Below are 12,942 nucleotides of genomic sequence, written 5' to 3'. Positions count from 1 at the left end.
GTTTACTTTTCAACGACCGCGCGGTGACAAGTCATGACTGTGCTCCCACGCCGCGACTGGCGCAACGAACGCCGCCAGAAGATCCTCGCTGCCGCCACCGAGTTGTTCGGGGCAAACCCCTATGATTCCGTGCAAATGCGCGACGTCGCGGCGCGGGCCGAGGTCGGAAAGCCGACCCTCTACCGCTACTTTCCGTCGAAGGAAGAGCTGTTCCTGGAAGTCTTCAAATCGGGACTCGACCGGCTCGATGCCGAGGTCGCCGCGATCCTGAAGGACCGCGACCAGCCCGGCCGGTCGCTCGAACGGCTGCTCCAGGCGCTGTTGAATGCGCTGGGCGGCCAGGTCGCGGCCTTGCGCATGCTGACCGACGACCAGTCGGCGGTGATGCGGCGCTGGCGCAACGAGTTCCGCCGCCGCCGCCGGCCCTTCGTCGAAGCCGCGCGCAACATCCTGGAACAAGGCATCGCCAGCGGCGAGTTCCGCCCGGTCGATCTCGAGACCGTGCCCTCGATGCTGATCGGCATCGTGCGCGGCGGCCTGATCGGTATGGACCGGGTGCCGCGCGACCGCTTCGCCGCGGCGATGATCGACCTGGTGATGCACGCGCTGCTGGCGCGCGCCCAGGCCACCGCCGCCCACGCCGCCTAGGGAATCAGAATCGTCGAGCCGGTGGTGCGCCGGCTTTCCAGCGCCTGGTGCGCCGCCGCGGCCTCGCGCAGCGGAAATTCCTGGCCGATCTCCACCTGCAATACATGGGAGGAGAGCGCGCGGAACAGGCGGTCGCAGATCGACCGCACTTCGGCGGGCGTACCGGTGTAATGGCCGAAGTTCGGCCGCGAGACCGTCGCCGACTTGCCGACGAAGGCGGCGATGTCGACTTGCGGGATCGGGCCGGAAGCCTGGCCGTAGCTCACCAGATGCCCGCGCATCGCCAGCGCTTCGTAGGATTTCAGGAAGGTGTCGGCGCCGACCGCGTCATAGACGATGTTGCAGCCGCGCCCTTCGGTGATCTCCAGCACGCGCTCGACGAAGTCGGTCTCGGTATAGACGATCGGATAGGCGCAGCCGGCAGCGCGCGCGATCTTCGCCTTGTCCAGCGAGCCGACCGCGCCGATCACCGTGGCGCCGAGATGCCGCGCCCATTGGCAGAGCAGCTGGCCGACGCCGCCCGCGGCCGCATGCACCAGAATGGTGTCGCCTTCCTTCACCGGTGCGACCCGGTGCAGCAGGAACTCCGCGCTCATGCCCTTCAGCATCACCGCGGCGGCCACGCGGTCGGAGATCTCGTCCGGCAGCGGCACCACCAGGTCCGCCTTCATGGTCCGCATTTCGCAATAGGCACCGGGCGGCGGACAGGCATAGGCGACGCGGTCGCCCGGCATCAGCCCATGCACGCCGGGGCCGATGTCGAGCACCAGGCCGGCCGCTTCCATGCCGGGGATGCCGGGCGGCTCGACCAGCGGGTAATAACCGGTGCGGGTGTAGACATCGATGTAGTTGAGGCCGATCGCCGTATGCCGGATCCGCACCTCGCCCGGTCCTGGCGGCAGCGCCGTCGTGCGCTCCCAGCGCAGCACTTCGGGTCCGCCATAGCGCTCGATGACCACGGCGCCGCCGTCGAGCGGACGATGATCGCCCATCGGCCTGACGGCGCGGGTTCGCAAAGCGGTGACGCCGGTCGGCGCCTCCTGGCCGAACATGGCGCGGACCGCGGCGAAACCAGCTTCGTAGATGCCCTCGCCCACCAGGGCCGCGAGCTCGGCGGCGCGGTCCTCGGGTGCGGTGAAGCTCGACGACCATTCCCAATAGGTGCGGTTGCCGTCGGTCACCGGCTTGAGACTCACGTTGGCGACATAGTCGATCAGCGGGATCGGCGCCTCGAGGATGCAGTAGCTGAACCGCCGGTCCCGGTCGGAGAGGTTGAGCAGCTGTTCGCGGAGCTCGCCGCCGTCGGTCAGCCGGAAGCGCCGCACGCAACCGGCCTCGTCGGCCGCGCGGCCCTCCTCGATCCGGCTCTCGGCGATGGCGGGATGCCAGCGCTCATGGCCGTTGAAATCGCGCAGGATCGCCCAGACCGCATCGACCGGCGCATCGATGATGGTGCTGCGGCGGACGGTGATCACGCGCGCGTCCGGATGGAATCTTCACGCGGCACCCCCTCCCCAGCCCTCCCCCGAAGACGGGGGAGGGAGAAGAAAGGCGCCGTGCCAAGCAACCCCTCCCCCGACTTCGGGGGAGGCTGGGAGGGGGAGCCACACACGCGCTGCACGACTACCTTCGTGCCAACGAGCGCTTCAACGCGTCGAAGCCGCCCTGGAACACGCCCTGGCCGACCAGCGTCGCCAGCTCATTCGCGCGCGCCGGTTCGCAGTCGAACTCGGCGCTCCATTCGGCGAAGGTGCGGTTGCCGTCGGTGATCGGCGAGAGCTTCAAGGTGGCGATGTAATCCCTGACCCCCATCGGCGATTCCAGGATCGCATAGGTGCAGGTGAAGTCGTAATCCGAGAGCGCCAGCAAGCGCTCGCGGATATTGCCGCCGTCCTTCAGGTTGAAGTTGCGGATGCAGCCGATCTTGTCGCTCGGGTGATTGCCTTCGATGCGGCTGTCGCGGATCGCCGGATGCCATTGCGGCAGCGCGTTGAAGTCGCGCACCGTCGCCCAGACCCGGTCGGCCGGCGCGTCGATCACGCTGGACGTATAGACCTTGACCATGGCCTAGCGCTTCGGTTCGTCGTCGCTGCCCGCGGGTTCAAGGACATTGGTCAGCCGGCCGATGTCGCCGCCGGAGAGGCCGATCTCCTTCAGGAGAGAATCCACCAGCGGCGCCTGGGCGCGATAGCGCAGCGCGCTGTTCACCAGGTTGTCGGAGAAGTTCCCCGAGCCCTCGCGCATGCCGCCCTGACCGCCGCCGCCACCACCGCCCAGCCCATCGACCTGCAGGATCTTGATGCCGTCGATCTTCTCCATCGGCTTCACGGATTCGCGGATGATGCCCTCCAGCTTCTCCAAGAGCTTCATCCGCATCGCCGAGCCGCGCGATTCCGGCGTCAGCACGTTCGCCGCCTCGTTCATCAAGCGGTTGCCTTCCGCCTCGATCTCGTAGCGGAGCCTTGCGGCCAGCGCCCGGATCTTCTCGGCCTCGGCCTCGCCCTCGGCCTCGATCCTCCGCGCGGCGCTGCGATCGCCGGCCGCGGCCTTCTCGGATTCCGCCTCGACACGGATGCGGATCGCCTGCCGCTCGGCGTCCTGCGCGGCGGCGATCAGCTCGATCGCCTTGCGGCGCTCGGCGACCTCGGTCTCGCGGGCGGAGAACACCTTCTCCTCGGCGGAGACCGCCTTGGCGCGGGCGGTCTCGGCGGCGGCCTGGGCCTCGGACTGCGCCTTGGACGCCTGGGCGATGGCGACCGCGCGATCCTGCTCGGCCAGTTCCAAGGCCTTGCGACGCTCGACTTCCAGACGCTGAATCTCCTGCTCGCGCTTGATCCGCTCCTCGTCGAGCTCGCGGTCGACCGTGATGCGCGACTTCTCGACCTCGAGCCGGGCCGCGATCTGCGCCTGCTCGGCTTCCTGCTCGCGCTGCGCCCGTTCGCGCGCGAGATCGGCGCGCTGGATCGCGCGCTGGATCTCCAGCTCGCGCTCGTGGCTCAGCCGCGCCTGCTCGCTGTCCTGGTCGATCGCGAGCGACTGCTTCTCCGCTTCCAGATTCTTGTTGCGGATCTGGATCATCGTGTCCTGCTCGATGTCGTTGCGGATCTTCTTCCGCCGCTCGATCTCCTCGGTGAGGCGCGTCAGGCCCTCGGCGTCGAAGGCGTTCGACGGGTTGAAGAACTCCATGTTGGTCTGGTCGAGGCCGGTCAAGGAGACGGTCTCCAGCTCCAGGCCGTTCTTCAGCAGGTCCTCGGCGACCGCGGCGCGGACGCGCTTCACGTATTCGCCGCGCCTCTCATGCATCTCGTCCATGGTCATCTCGGCTGCGACCGAGCGGAGCGCATCGACGAACTTGCCCTCGAGCAGCTCGCGGAGCGCCTCCGGCTGCATGGTGCGCTGGCCCAAGGTCTGCGCCGCGTTGGCGATGGCGTCCGGCGTCGGCTGGACCCGCACGTAGAACTCGGCCACCACGTCGATCCGCATGCGGTTCTTGGTGATCAGCGCCTGCTCCCGGCCCCGCCGCACTTCCAGCCGCAGCGTGTTCATGTTGACCGGGATCACGTCGTGGACGATCGGCAGCACGAAGGCGCCGCCATTCAGCAACACGCGCTGGCCGCCGAAGCCGGTGCGCACGAAGGAAATCTCCTTCGACGAGCGCCGGTAGAGCCAGTTCATCAGCCAGACGCCGACCGCGATCAGGATCGCGGTGACGATGATCACGAAGATGATCGTTCCTATGGTCGAGCCAGACATGCTTTCCTCCCTCGGCCGTCTCCGGCCGGTTCTCTCTATTTGCGCGCCAGCGCCTTGAACTTGCGCGTCTGTTCGGTGAGTGCGATTTCGGTCGGCAGCCGCTCCATGCTGGAGGCGCCGTAGAAGCCGTGGCAGTCGGGGCAATGCTTCAGGATATAGGCCGCATCCTCCGGCATGGAGATCGGCCCGCCATGGCAGATGATGATCGCGTCCTTGCGGATCTTGAGCGCCGCCTTGGACCATTCGTTGATGCGCTGGGCGCAATCATCCAGCGTCAGCGCGGTTTCCGCGCCGATCGAGCCGCCGGTGGTGAGGCCCATGTGGCAGACGATGATGTCCGCCCCCGCCTCGGTCATTGCCTCGGTCTCCGACAATGAGAAGACATAGGGCGTGGTCAGCAGGTCGAGGGCGCGGGCCTTACGGATCATCTCGACCTCGAGCCCGTAGCCCATGCCGGTTTCTTCCAGGTTGGCGCGGAAGGTGCCGTCGATCAGGCCCACGGTCGGGAAGTTCTGCACGCCGGAGAAGCCGAGCGCGCCCAGTTGCTTCAAGAAATGATCGGTCAGCAGGAAGGGGTCTGTGCCGTTGACGCCGGCCAGCACCGGGGTCTTCTTCACAACGGGGAGCACCTCGCGGGCCATCTCGACCACGATCTCGTTGGCGTTGCCATAGGCGAGGATGCCGGCCAACGAGCCGCGCCCGGCCATGCGGTAGCGGCCGGAATTGTAGATGACGATGAGGTCGATCCCGCCGGCCTCCTCGCATTTGGCGGAGAGGCCGGTGCCGGCGCCGCCGCCGACGATCGGCTCGTTGCGGGCCATCATGCCGCGGAATTTTTCGAGTATGTCCTTGCGTGCGATTCTGGGCATGGGTTCAGCGTCCGTTTCGATCGATGAGATCCAGGAAGGTCTTCACGAGCGCCGCCGCGAAGGCGGGATCGTTGAGGTCGTAAGGCAGGCGGATGATCCGGCGCCGGTCGTTCTGGCGCACCGTGGCTTCAAGCGCCTTGAAGAAGGCATTGTCGGCGGCCGGGTCGTGGAACGGCTTGCCCGGCACGTCCAGCAGCGAGACGCCGCGCTCCGGAATGAGAAAGCGGATCGGCCCGTCCATGCGATTGAGCTTCTCGCCGATCCAGCGGCCCATGCGCTCGTTCTCGGCGACGGTGGTTCGCATCAAGGTGACCTGCGGATTGTGGATGTAGAGATTGCGGCTCTTGTACTCCGCCGGCACCGTCTCGATCGGGCCGAAGTTCACCATGTCCAGCGCGCCGGCCGAGGCGACATAAGGAATCCGCGAGCGGATGATGGCGTCGAACCGCGCCTCACCGGCACTGAACACGCCGCCGAACAGATGGTCGCAGACTTCCGTGGTCGTCACGTCGATGACGCCGGCCAGCAGGCCGGAATCCGCCAGCTTCTCCATCGACTGGCCGCCGGTGCCGGTGGCGTGGAACACCAGGCAGTCGAAGCGCTCTTCCAGCGCCTTCTGCACCGCCTGCACGCAGGGCGTCGTCACCCCGAACATGGTGAGGCCGATGGCGGGCTTCGCCGTGCTGGCGCCACGCCGTGCATGCGCCACCATGCCGGCCAAGGCATGCGCGGCGTTGGCGAGCACCTGCTCGGAGATCCGGTTGATGCCGGAGACGTCGGTCACCGAATACATCATGCAGATGTCCGACGGACCGACATAGCGCCGCACGTCTCCGGAGGCCACCGTCGAGACCATGACCTTGGGCAGGCCGATCGGCAGCCGCCGCATCGCCGGCGTCGCCAGCGCGGTGCCGCCGGATCCGCCGGCGGAGACGATGCCGCCGACGTCGCGGCGAGACAGGATGAACCGCTCGAAGGCCTCGGCCATGGCGGAGACGGCGTGGCCGCGATCGTTGCTGAAGACGGCGCCGCTGCCCTTGGGGTGGAAGCGCGCCACTTCCTGCGGCCCGACATCGGCGGCCGAGGGCATCTGGCTGGTCGAGAGATCGACCGTCACCGTGCGCAGGCCCAGCTTCTGTAGGCAGTTCGCCAGGAAGCCCAATTCGCGACCCTTGGTGTCGAAGGTGCCGGCGACATAGCAGGAGCGGCCGACCAGCTGCGCGACCGGCACCTGCATCTCTGTGGGCGGGCTGTCGCGCGTCTCGGCGACGATTTCTTCCGGTTCCGTCGTGGCAGCCTGCAAGGGATTCCCTTGCGACCAGCGGGTCGGCGCGCGCGCCGTCGTGTAGCCGACTGGCGCAACGGCCGGCGGCAGGGACGCCGCGCCGCCGTCATCCTCGGCGTGGCGGCGCACCTGGTAGATCACCGTCTGCGGTTGCTCGTCGACGATCTCCTCCGCCGGTGGCGGCGCGTGTTCCTCGCCATGGGTGCGGACGCCGAGCAGGCGCTGCTGTAGCTCCTGGTCCTGGGCCAGCTCCTGGGCCGGCATTTCGCGGACCAGACGGCCGTTGACCATGACCGCGACGCGGCTGGCGACCGAAGTGGCGACGCCCAGGTTCTGCTCGATCAGCAGCACCGAGATCTCGCCCTCGTCGGCGAGCCTGCGCAGCATCTCCGAGACCTGGTCGACGATGACCGGCGCCAGCCCCTCGGTCGGCTCGTCCATGATGAGGAGCTTCGGGTTGGCGAGCAGCGCGCGGCTGATCGCCAGCATCTGCTGCTCGCCGCCGGAAAGCTGCGCGCCGCCGTTCTTCTTGCGCTCGGCCAGGCGCGGGAAGGTCTTGTAGATCCGGTCCACCGTCCAGGCCGACTTGGCGGTGTTGCCGCGCGCGGAAAGCCGCAGGTGCTCGTCAACCGTGAGCGAGGCCCAGACCCGCCGGCCCTGCGGCACATAGCCGATGCCGAGACCCACCACCTCGTTGGGCGCCAGGCCGAGCAGGTCGATGCCATGCGAGCGCGCGCTGCCGCCGCTTGCCGGAATGAGCCCCATCAGCGCGTTGCAGAGCGTGGTCTTGCCCATGCCGTTGCGGCCGACGATCGCCAGCACGCCACTTTTCAGGCTGAAGGAGACGCCCTGCAAGGCATGGGCATGGCCGTAATAGACCTGCAGCCCCTCGACCTCGAGCACCGGCTGGCCGGCCGGCATTCTCGCCGCCTCAGCCATGCTTGCCACCCAGATAGATGCGTTGCACGTCGGGATCGTCCTGGATCTCCGCCGGCGTGCCGTGTTTGAAGACCCCGCCGTTATGCATGACCGTGACGCGGTCGACCACGCGCAAGGCGACGTCGAGATCATGCTCGATGATCACGTAGCTGATATGCCGCGGCAGGGCAGAGAGGATCTGCACCAGGTCACGCCGCTCCGCGGGCGAGAGGCCGGCGGCCGGCTCGTCGAACAGAATGAGGCGCGGCGCGCCGCTAAGCGCCATGCCGATCTCCAGCTGCCGCTGCTGGCCGTGCGAAAGATCGGAGACCAGGGTGTCGGCGACGCCGTCGAGATGCACCGCATGCGCGAGGTCGCGGGCGCTTTCCAGCGCCGCGTCGTCCTGGCGCGGGCGGATGAAGCTGAAACGCCCGGCGGTGACGCCGCGGCAGGCGAGATAGAGATTGTCGAGGACCGAGAGGCCCCGGAATAGCATTGAGTTCTGGTAGGTCCGGCGCATGCCGCGGCGGATCCGCTCATAGGGTGGGAGCGTCGTCACGTCCTCGCCGAAGAAGCGGATGCGGCCGGCAGTCGAAGGAAAGTCGCCGGTGATCGCGTTGAACAGTGTCGTCTTCCCGGCGCCGTTGGCGCCGAGAATGCCGCGGCGCTCGCCGGCGCCGACGGTCAGATCGACCTTATCGAGCGCCACCAATGCGCCGAAGGTGCGGCTCACGCCCTCGAGGACGAGGGCATGGGCCGCACCGGCACGGTTCAGTCTGAGCGCTTCGGCCACGCCTTGGCGCTCCGTCACAAGGCCTCGATCACGGGCAGCTCGGGTTGTCGCGGCTGACCGGGCCGAGCTTCATGAACTCCTCCTCGGGAATGCCGAGGGTCTGGTTCACGTTGTCCACGACCTTGATGACCTTGTTGTAGAGATGGCCGTCATCGGCCTTCGCCACCTCGGTGAGGAAGATGCTGGCGACGGCGTTGCGGTTCTTGTCCAGGGTCACCGGACCGGTCGGCGTCGCGAGCTTCAGGTTCTGCAGCGCGTCGCGGAAGGCCTTTTGGTCGCCGCCGAGATCGCCCTTCACCTGGTCGAGCGCGTCGAGCATGGCCAGGGTAGAGATGTAATAGCCATGTGCGAACAGCGAGGGCGACGGGAAGCCGTCCGGGAAGGCCGCCTTGTAGTCGGCGACGAACTTCTTCCATTCGGCATTGTCCCAGTCGTCGGCGATCGGGCCGGCCGAAGGCGTGCCGACCACGTATTCCTGCTGCTTGCCCTTGGAGCCGAGCACGGTCTGGTCCACGGTGATCGAGCCGCCGATCATCGGCTTGTCGCCGCCGGCCTGCTCATACTGGTTCAGGAAGTTGACCGCATCGGCGCCGCCCAGCGCCACGTAGATGGCGTCGATGTCGTCCGGGATCGAGGCGACGATCGAGGAGAAGTCCTTGTTGCCGATCGGCACCCAGAACTTGTCGACCACATGGCCGCCCGACTTGCAGAAGCCGCTCATGAAGCCGAAGACCTGGGTGTAGGGGAAGGAATAGTCCTCCGCGATGGTGACGACCTTCTTGTAGCCCTTGGTGCCGAAGGCGTATTCGCCGAGGCCCGCCTGCCATTGCGCGCCATCGGTGGTGAAGCGGAAGAAGTTCGGCGCCGGATCGCGGAGCGTCGTATCCTGCGCGGCCGAGGTGCCGTTGATGAAGGTAACCTGCGGCTGGGTCTTGGCGTAGTTCTTGACCGCGAGACCTTCGTCACCGGAGAGCGGGCCGACCAGGATCTGCACCTTGTCCTGCTCGACCAGCTTGCGCGCGGCGTTGACCGCGCTGTCCGGCGAGGCATCCGACGAGCCGGTGACCAGCTCGATCTTCTTGCCGCCCGCCATGTTGTTGTGCTGCTGAAGCGCGAGCTTCACGCCGCGCATGCCGTCCTCACCGAGCACGGTGAAAGCGCCTTGCAGGGTCGCGAGCGCGCCGACCTTGATCGTGTCCTCGGCCATCGCCGCCGAGACGCTGAAGCCCACGGTCAGCGCGACCGAGGCCGCGAGCACGCTTCTCCGAGTTAATCCAGTCATCAGTCCCTCCCAGATTATTTGCTGTTGTTGTTACGCCACGAATTGCTGCCCCACTGCCGAGTGGAACCGGCAGCCTTCAAGCGATCGGCTGCCAGGCGCCAGAGGCCGAGCAGTCCGTCGGGTGAAACCAGAACGATCCCCAGGAAGATGAGCCCGATCAGCGTGTTGAAGCGCTCGGGGCTGATCAGGTCGATCGCGAAATTCTTCATCAGCACGAACAGCACCGCGCCGATGAACGGCCCGACCGGATGCCTGAGGCCGCCGATCACCGCGATCACCAGGATGTCGATCACCGGCCCGATGTCGATGGTGCCCGGCGAGACCCGGCCGTTCATCCAGACATAGAGCAGCCCGCCGACTGCCGCGATCAGCCCCGCCACGCCGTGGGCCACCACACGGTGGGCGTTGACGTTGAAGCCGAGCGCGTTCATGCGCCGGGCATTGTCGCGGATCGCCTGCAAAGTGAGGCCGAAGGTCGAGCGCGCGAGATAGAGGACGGCGAGATAGCTCGCGGCGGCGACGCCGAGGCTCATGTAGTAGAAGGGCATCGGCTCGCGCCAGTCGAGGCCGAGCCCGACCGGCGCGGGCAGGCCGGCAAAGCCGCTATGGCCGTTGAAGATCGCGTAATTCTGCTGCGCGAAATAGAAGACCGCGACGCCGATCGCCAGCGTGATCATGATCGTGTAGATGCCGGCGGTGCGCACCGAGATGATGCCGATCAGGATCGCGAAGGCGGTGGCGATCAAGAGGGCGATCGGCACCGCGGCCCAGAGCGGCCAGTCGAACAGCGGATGCGTGCTGTTGGTGCCGAACACCGCGACCATGTAGCCGGCAACGCCGGCGACCGTCATCTGCGACAGCGAGACCATGCCGCCATAGCCGGCAAGGAACATGAGGGAGAGCGCGATCACGCCGAGGAACAGCGACTGCGCGCCGATTTGCACCGTCCAGAACGGCGAGGCGACCAGCGGATAGGCGACCAGGAACAGGGCCACCAGCACATGCTGCGGCCGGATCACCTTCATCCAGGCCGGTGTCGCCGGCTTCGTCGCCGCTCCTGTCGCCGTCCAGCTCATGCGGCCTTCCCCATGATGCCCTGGGGCCGGAAGGCCAAGACCACGACCATGATCAGGAAGGTGTAGACCACGCCGTAAGTCGGCGAGTAGACCAGGCCCAGCTGCTCGGCGAGGCCGATCAGGATCGCGCCGATCGCCGCACCGGTGACGCTGCCCATGCCGCCGACGATGACCACGACCAGCGAGGCCAGCAGATAGCGCGTGTCCTCGCCGGGCGCGATCGAGAGCGCGGTGCCGCCGACCACGCCGGCGAAACCGGCGAGCCCGGCGCCGAGCGCAAAGGTGATGGTGAAGATCCGCTGAACGTTGACGCCCGACGCGGCGAGCATGCCGCGGTCATCGACGCCGGCGCGGATCATCATGCCGATCCGGGTCTTGTTCAGCAGCAGCCAGAGCCCGACGCCGATCACGATGGCGCTGGCGAACAGCACCAGGCGGTAGAGTGGATACTTCACCACCGGCCCGCTCATCAGCTGCACCGGCCCGGAGAGCCAGGACGGCGGATCGAACTGATAGGTCTGCCCGCCCCAGACCGCGAGCATGAGGTCGGCCATCACGATCGAGAGGCCGATGGTGACCAGCGTCTGCCGCAGGTCCTGGCCCTGCATCCTGCGGAAGATCGCGACCTGCAGGATCGCGCCGACCACCGCCATGCCGAGGAAGCCGCCGGCGACGCCAAGGAACCAGGACCCGGTCCAGTCGGCGATGTCGAAGCCGACATAGGCGCCCAGGAGATAGAGCGAGCCATGCGCCAGGTTGACGTTGCGCATCAGGCCGAAGACCAGCGTGAACCCGCTCGCCACCAGAAAGTAGAGCGCGGCCAGGGTCATGCCGTTCATCACGGTGAGGATGAAGAGCTTCATGGACGCTTGACCGCCACAGGGAAGCCGTCATCGCCGGGCTTGACCCGGCGATCTTGCGCCGACCGGCACGAGATGCCCGGGTCAAGCCCGGGCATGACGGCTCTTTTGTTGGCGGCCAGAAGCATCGCCCCTACACCGCGACGCGCAGGCCGGGGCGGTTGGCTTCCGGGGCGCGGAAGAATTCGCCGTCCTTCATGACCGAGAGGATGCGTTTCTTGTCCTGCAGGATCTTGATGTTGGAGAGCGGATCGCCGTCGACCAGGATGATGTCGGCGAGATAGCCCTCCTTCACTTGGCCGAGCTCGCCGGGCGCGCCCATGATCTGGCCGCCGAGCTTGGTCGCCGCGACCAGCACCTCCATCGGCGTGAAACCCAGGAGCTCGACGAAATACTCGAAGTCCCGGGCATAGGTGCCGTGCGGAGTCCAGGCGAAGCCGTAATCGCCGCCGGGCAGCACCCGGATGCCGCGGCGCTTCATCTTCTTCGCGGTCTCGATCGCGATCTCCAGCTCACGGTGATAGCCCATGGAGCGCGCCTTTTCCGGCGTGATGCCCCATTCGCCCGCGTGGTGGGAGATCCGGATCAGCCAAGCCAGGCCAGGCGCCACGAAATGCTTGTCCTTGTTGGCCTCGAGCAGGTCAAGCGCCTCCTCGTCGGCGAAGCTCGCGTGGTAGATGATCTCGATGCCGTGGCGGATGCACATCTTGACCGATTCCGCCGAGCGGGCATGGGCGCAGAGCCGGCGGCCGCGGCGCTTCGCCTCCCGCACCGCCATCACGCATTCCTCCTCGGACATCGGCGATTCCTCGGCGCCGACATTGGTCAGCTCCTCACCGGAGAGGTTGAGCTTGATGAGATCGACGCCGTAGCCGATCATGGTGCGGACGGTGCGGCGCACTTCCTCCGGCCCGTTTACCACCAGGCCGAAGTTCAGCGCCTCGTGCGGGACGTGCGGCGGATGCGCGTGGCCGAGCCCGCCGATCGTGGTGATCTCCGGGCAGTTGGCAAGATAGCGCGGGCCGGGGATCTGGCCCTTGTTGATGGCGTTGCGGATCACCACGTCGAGCCGCGGCTTCGCCGCCGCGGCGCCGACGCACATGGTGAAGCCATGGTCGAGATAGATCTTCGCCACGTCGGCGGCGAACAAGGTGTGCTCTTCCGGCGGCAGATTGATCAGCGCCTCGAGGCTCGGCGCGTTGTTCCAGGAGAGATGCGTGTGCGCGTCGCACAAGCCCGGCATCAGGGTGGCGCCGGCGCCGTCAATCACGATGTTGCCGTTCATCGGGATGCTGCGCGTGCCGCGCGCGACCCGCCGGATCCGGTTGCCTTGGATCAGGACCTCGCCGAGATAGGGATGCTCGCCGGACCCGTCGAAGATCCGCACGTTGGTGTAAAGCACGTTGGCCATGTCTTCGTCCTCCCGCTCTCCGGAATTCTTGGTGCTCCGGATGTGCC

11 protein-coding genes are annotated in these 12,942 nt (G+C 67.1%); 1 reads left to right on the top strand and 10 read right to left on the bottom strand.

Features of this window, described 5'->3' with window-relative positions; genetic code table 11:
* Positions 1 to 33 precede the first annotated feature (33 nt).
* Positions 34 to 648, top strand: a complete 615-nt coding sequence (locus ACYQ4T_RS03080) for a TetR/AcrR family transcriptional regulator (RefSeq protein ID WP_459850756.1) — start codon at positions 34 to 36, stop codon at positions 646 to 648.
* Here ACYQ4T_RS03080 and ACYQ4T_RS03075 read toward each other — a convergent pair.
* The 10 genes from ACYQ4T_RS03075 to ACYQ4T_RS03030 form a co-directional block, all read right to left on the bottom strand.
* Entirely contained in the window at positions 645 to 2,123 is a 1,479-nt protein-coding gene (locus ACYQ4T_RS03075) for an SRPBCC family protein (protein WP_459850755.1), read from the bottom strand. The genes ACYQ4T_RS03080 and ACYQ4T_RS03075 overlap by 4 nt on opposite strands.
* 148 nt (positions 2,124 to 2,271) lie before the next feature.
* Positions 2,272 to 2,712 (bottom strand): SRPBCC family protein, encoded by a 441-nt coding sequence (locus tag ACYQ4T_RS03070; RefSeq protein WP_459850753.1) that lies wholly within the window; start codon positions 2,710 to 2,712, stop codon positions 2,272 to 2,274.
* A gap of 3 nt (positions 2,713 to 2,715) precedes the next feature.
* Positions 2,716 to 4,401, bottom strand: coding sequence for a flotillin family protein (locus ACYQ4T_RS03065; protein WP_459850751.1), 1,686 nt, complete (start codon positions 4,399 to 4,401; stop codon positions 2,716 to 2,718).
* 35 nt (positions 4,402 to 4,436) lie between these two features.
* Positions 4,437 to 5,270, bottom strand: coding sequence for a phosphoenolpyruvate hydrolase family protein (locus ACYQ4T_RS03060; RefSeq protein ID WP_459850749.1), 834 nt, complete (start codon positions 5,268 to 5,270; stop codon positions 4,437 to 4,439).
* A 4-nt stretch (positions 5,271 to 5,274) separates the two neighbouring features.
* Entirely contained in the window at positions 5,275 to 7,476 is a 2,202-nt protein-coding gene (locus ACYQ4T_RS03055; RefSeq protein WP_459850747.1) for a Tm-1-like ATP-binding domain-containing protein, read from the bottom strand.
* A 10-nt stretch (positions 7,477 to 7,486) separates the two neighbouring features.
* A complete protein-coding gene (locus ACYQ4T_RS03050) occupies positions 7,487 to 8,266 on the bottom strand; it encodes an ABC transporter ATP-binding protein (protein ID WP_459850745.1) in 780 nt (259 codons plus the stop codon).
* 28 nt (positions 8,267 to 8,294) lie between these two features.
* A complete protein-coding gene (locus ACYQ4T_RS03045; protein WP_459850743.1) occupies positions 8,295 to 9,548 on the bottom strand; it encodes an ABC transporter substrate-binding protein in 1,254 nt (417 codons plus the stop codon).
* A 14-nt stretch (positions 9,549 to 9,562) separates the two neighbouring features.
* Positions 9,563 to 10,624, bottom strand: coding sequence for a branched-chain amino acid ABC transporter permease (locus ACYQ4T_RS03040; RefSeq protein WP_459850741.1), 1,062 nt, complete (start codon positions 10,622 to 10,624; stop codon positions 9,563 to 9,565).
* On the bottom strand, positions 10,621 to 11,487 hold the full coding sequence (locus tag ACYQ4T_RS03035; RefSeq protein WP_459850740.1) for a branched-chain amino acid ABC transporter permease: 867 nt from the start codon (positions 11,485 to 11,487) through the stop codon (positions 10,621 to 10,623). Before ACYQ4T_RS03035 ends, ACYQ4T_RS03040 begins: the two co-directional genes overlap by 4 nt.
* A 130-nt stretch (positions 11,488 to 11,617) precedes the next feature.
* Entirely contained in the window at positions 11,618 to 12,895 is a 1,278-nt protein-coding gene (locus ACYQ4T_RS03030) for a metal-dependent hydrolase family protein (RefSeq protein ID WP_459850738.1), read from the bottom strand.
* Positions 12,896 to 12,942: the final 47 nt, after the last annotated feature.

The sequence above is a fragment of the Dongia sp. agr-C8 genome, assembly GCF_054658695.1.
Note: the sequence above shows the minus strand (reverse complement) of the source record. Positions and strands in the feature narration are given on the sequence as shown.

What these genes read in the sequence shown, in the direction of transcription:
- ACYQ4T_RS03070 (WP_459850753.1), bottom strand. Translation starts at nt 2,712, where the DNA reads ATGGTCAAGGTCTATACGTCCAGCGTGATCGACGCGCCGGCCGACCGG.
- ACYQ4T_RS03030 (WP_459850738.1), bottom strand. Translation starts at nt 12,895, where the DNA reads ATGGCCAACGTGCTTTACACCAACGTGCGGATCTTCGACGGGTCCGGC.
- ACYQ4T_RS03035 (WP_459850740.1), bottom strand. Translation starts at nt 11,487, where the DNA reads ATGAAGCTCTTCATCCTCACCGTGATGAACGGCATGACCCTGGCCGCG.
- ACYQ4T_RS03040 (WP_459850741.1), bottom strand. Translation starts at nt 10,624, where the DNA reads ATGAGCTGGACGGCGACAGGAGCGGCGACGAAGCCGGCGACACCGGCC.
- ACYQ4T_RS03080 (WP_459850756.1), top strand. Translation starts at nt 34, where the DNA reads ATGACTGTGCTCCCACGCCGCGACTGGCGCAACGAACGCCGCCAGAAG.
- ACYQ4T_RS03055 (WP_459850747.1), bottom strand. Translation starts at nt 7,476, where the DNA reads ATGCCGGCCGGCCAGCCGGTGCTCGAGGTCGAGGGGCTGCAGGTCTAT.
- ACYQ4T_RS03060 (WP_459850749.1), bottom strand. Translation starts at nt 5,270, where the DNA reads ATGCCCAGAATCGCACGCAAGGACATACTCGAAAAATTCCGCGGCATG.
- ACYQ4T_RS03045 (WP_459850743.1), bottom strand. Translation starts at nt 9,548, where the DNA reads ATGACTGGATTAACTCGGAGAAGCGTGCTCGCGGCCTCGGTCGCGCTG.
- ACYQ4T_RS03065 (WP_459850751.1), bottom strand. Translation starts at nt 4,401, where the DNA reads ATGTCTGGCTCGACCATAGGAACGATCATCTTCGTGATCATCGTCACC.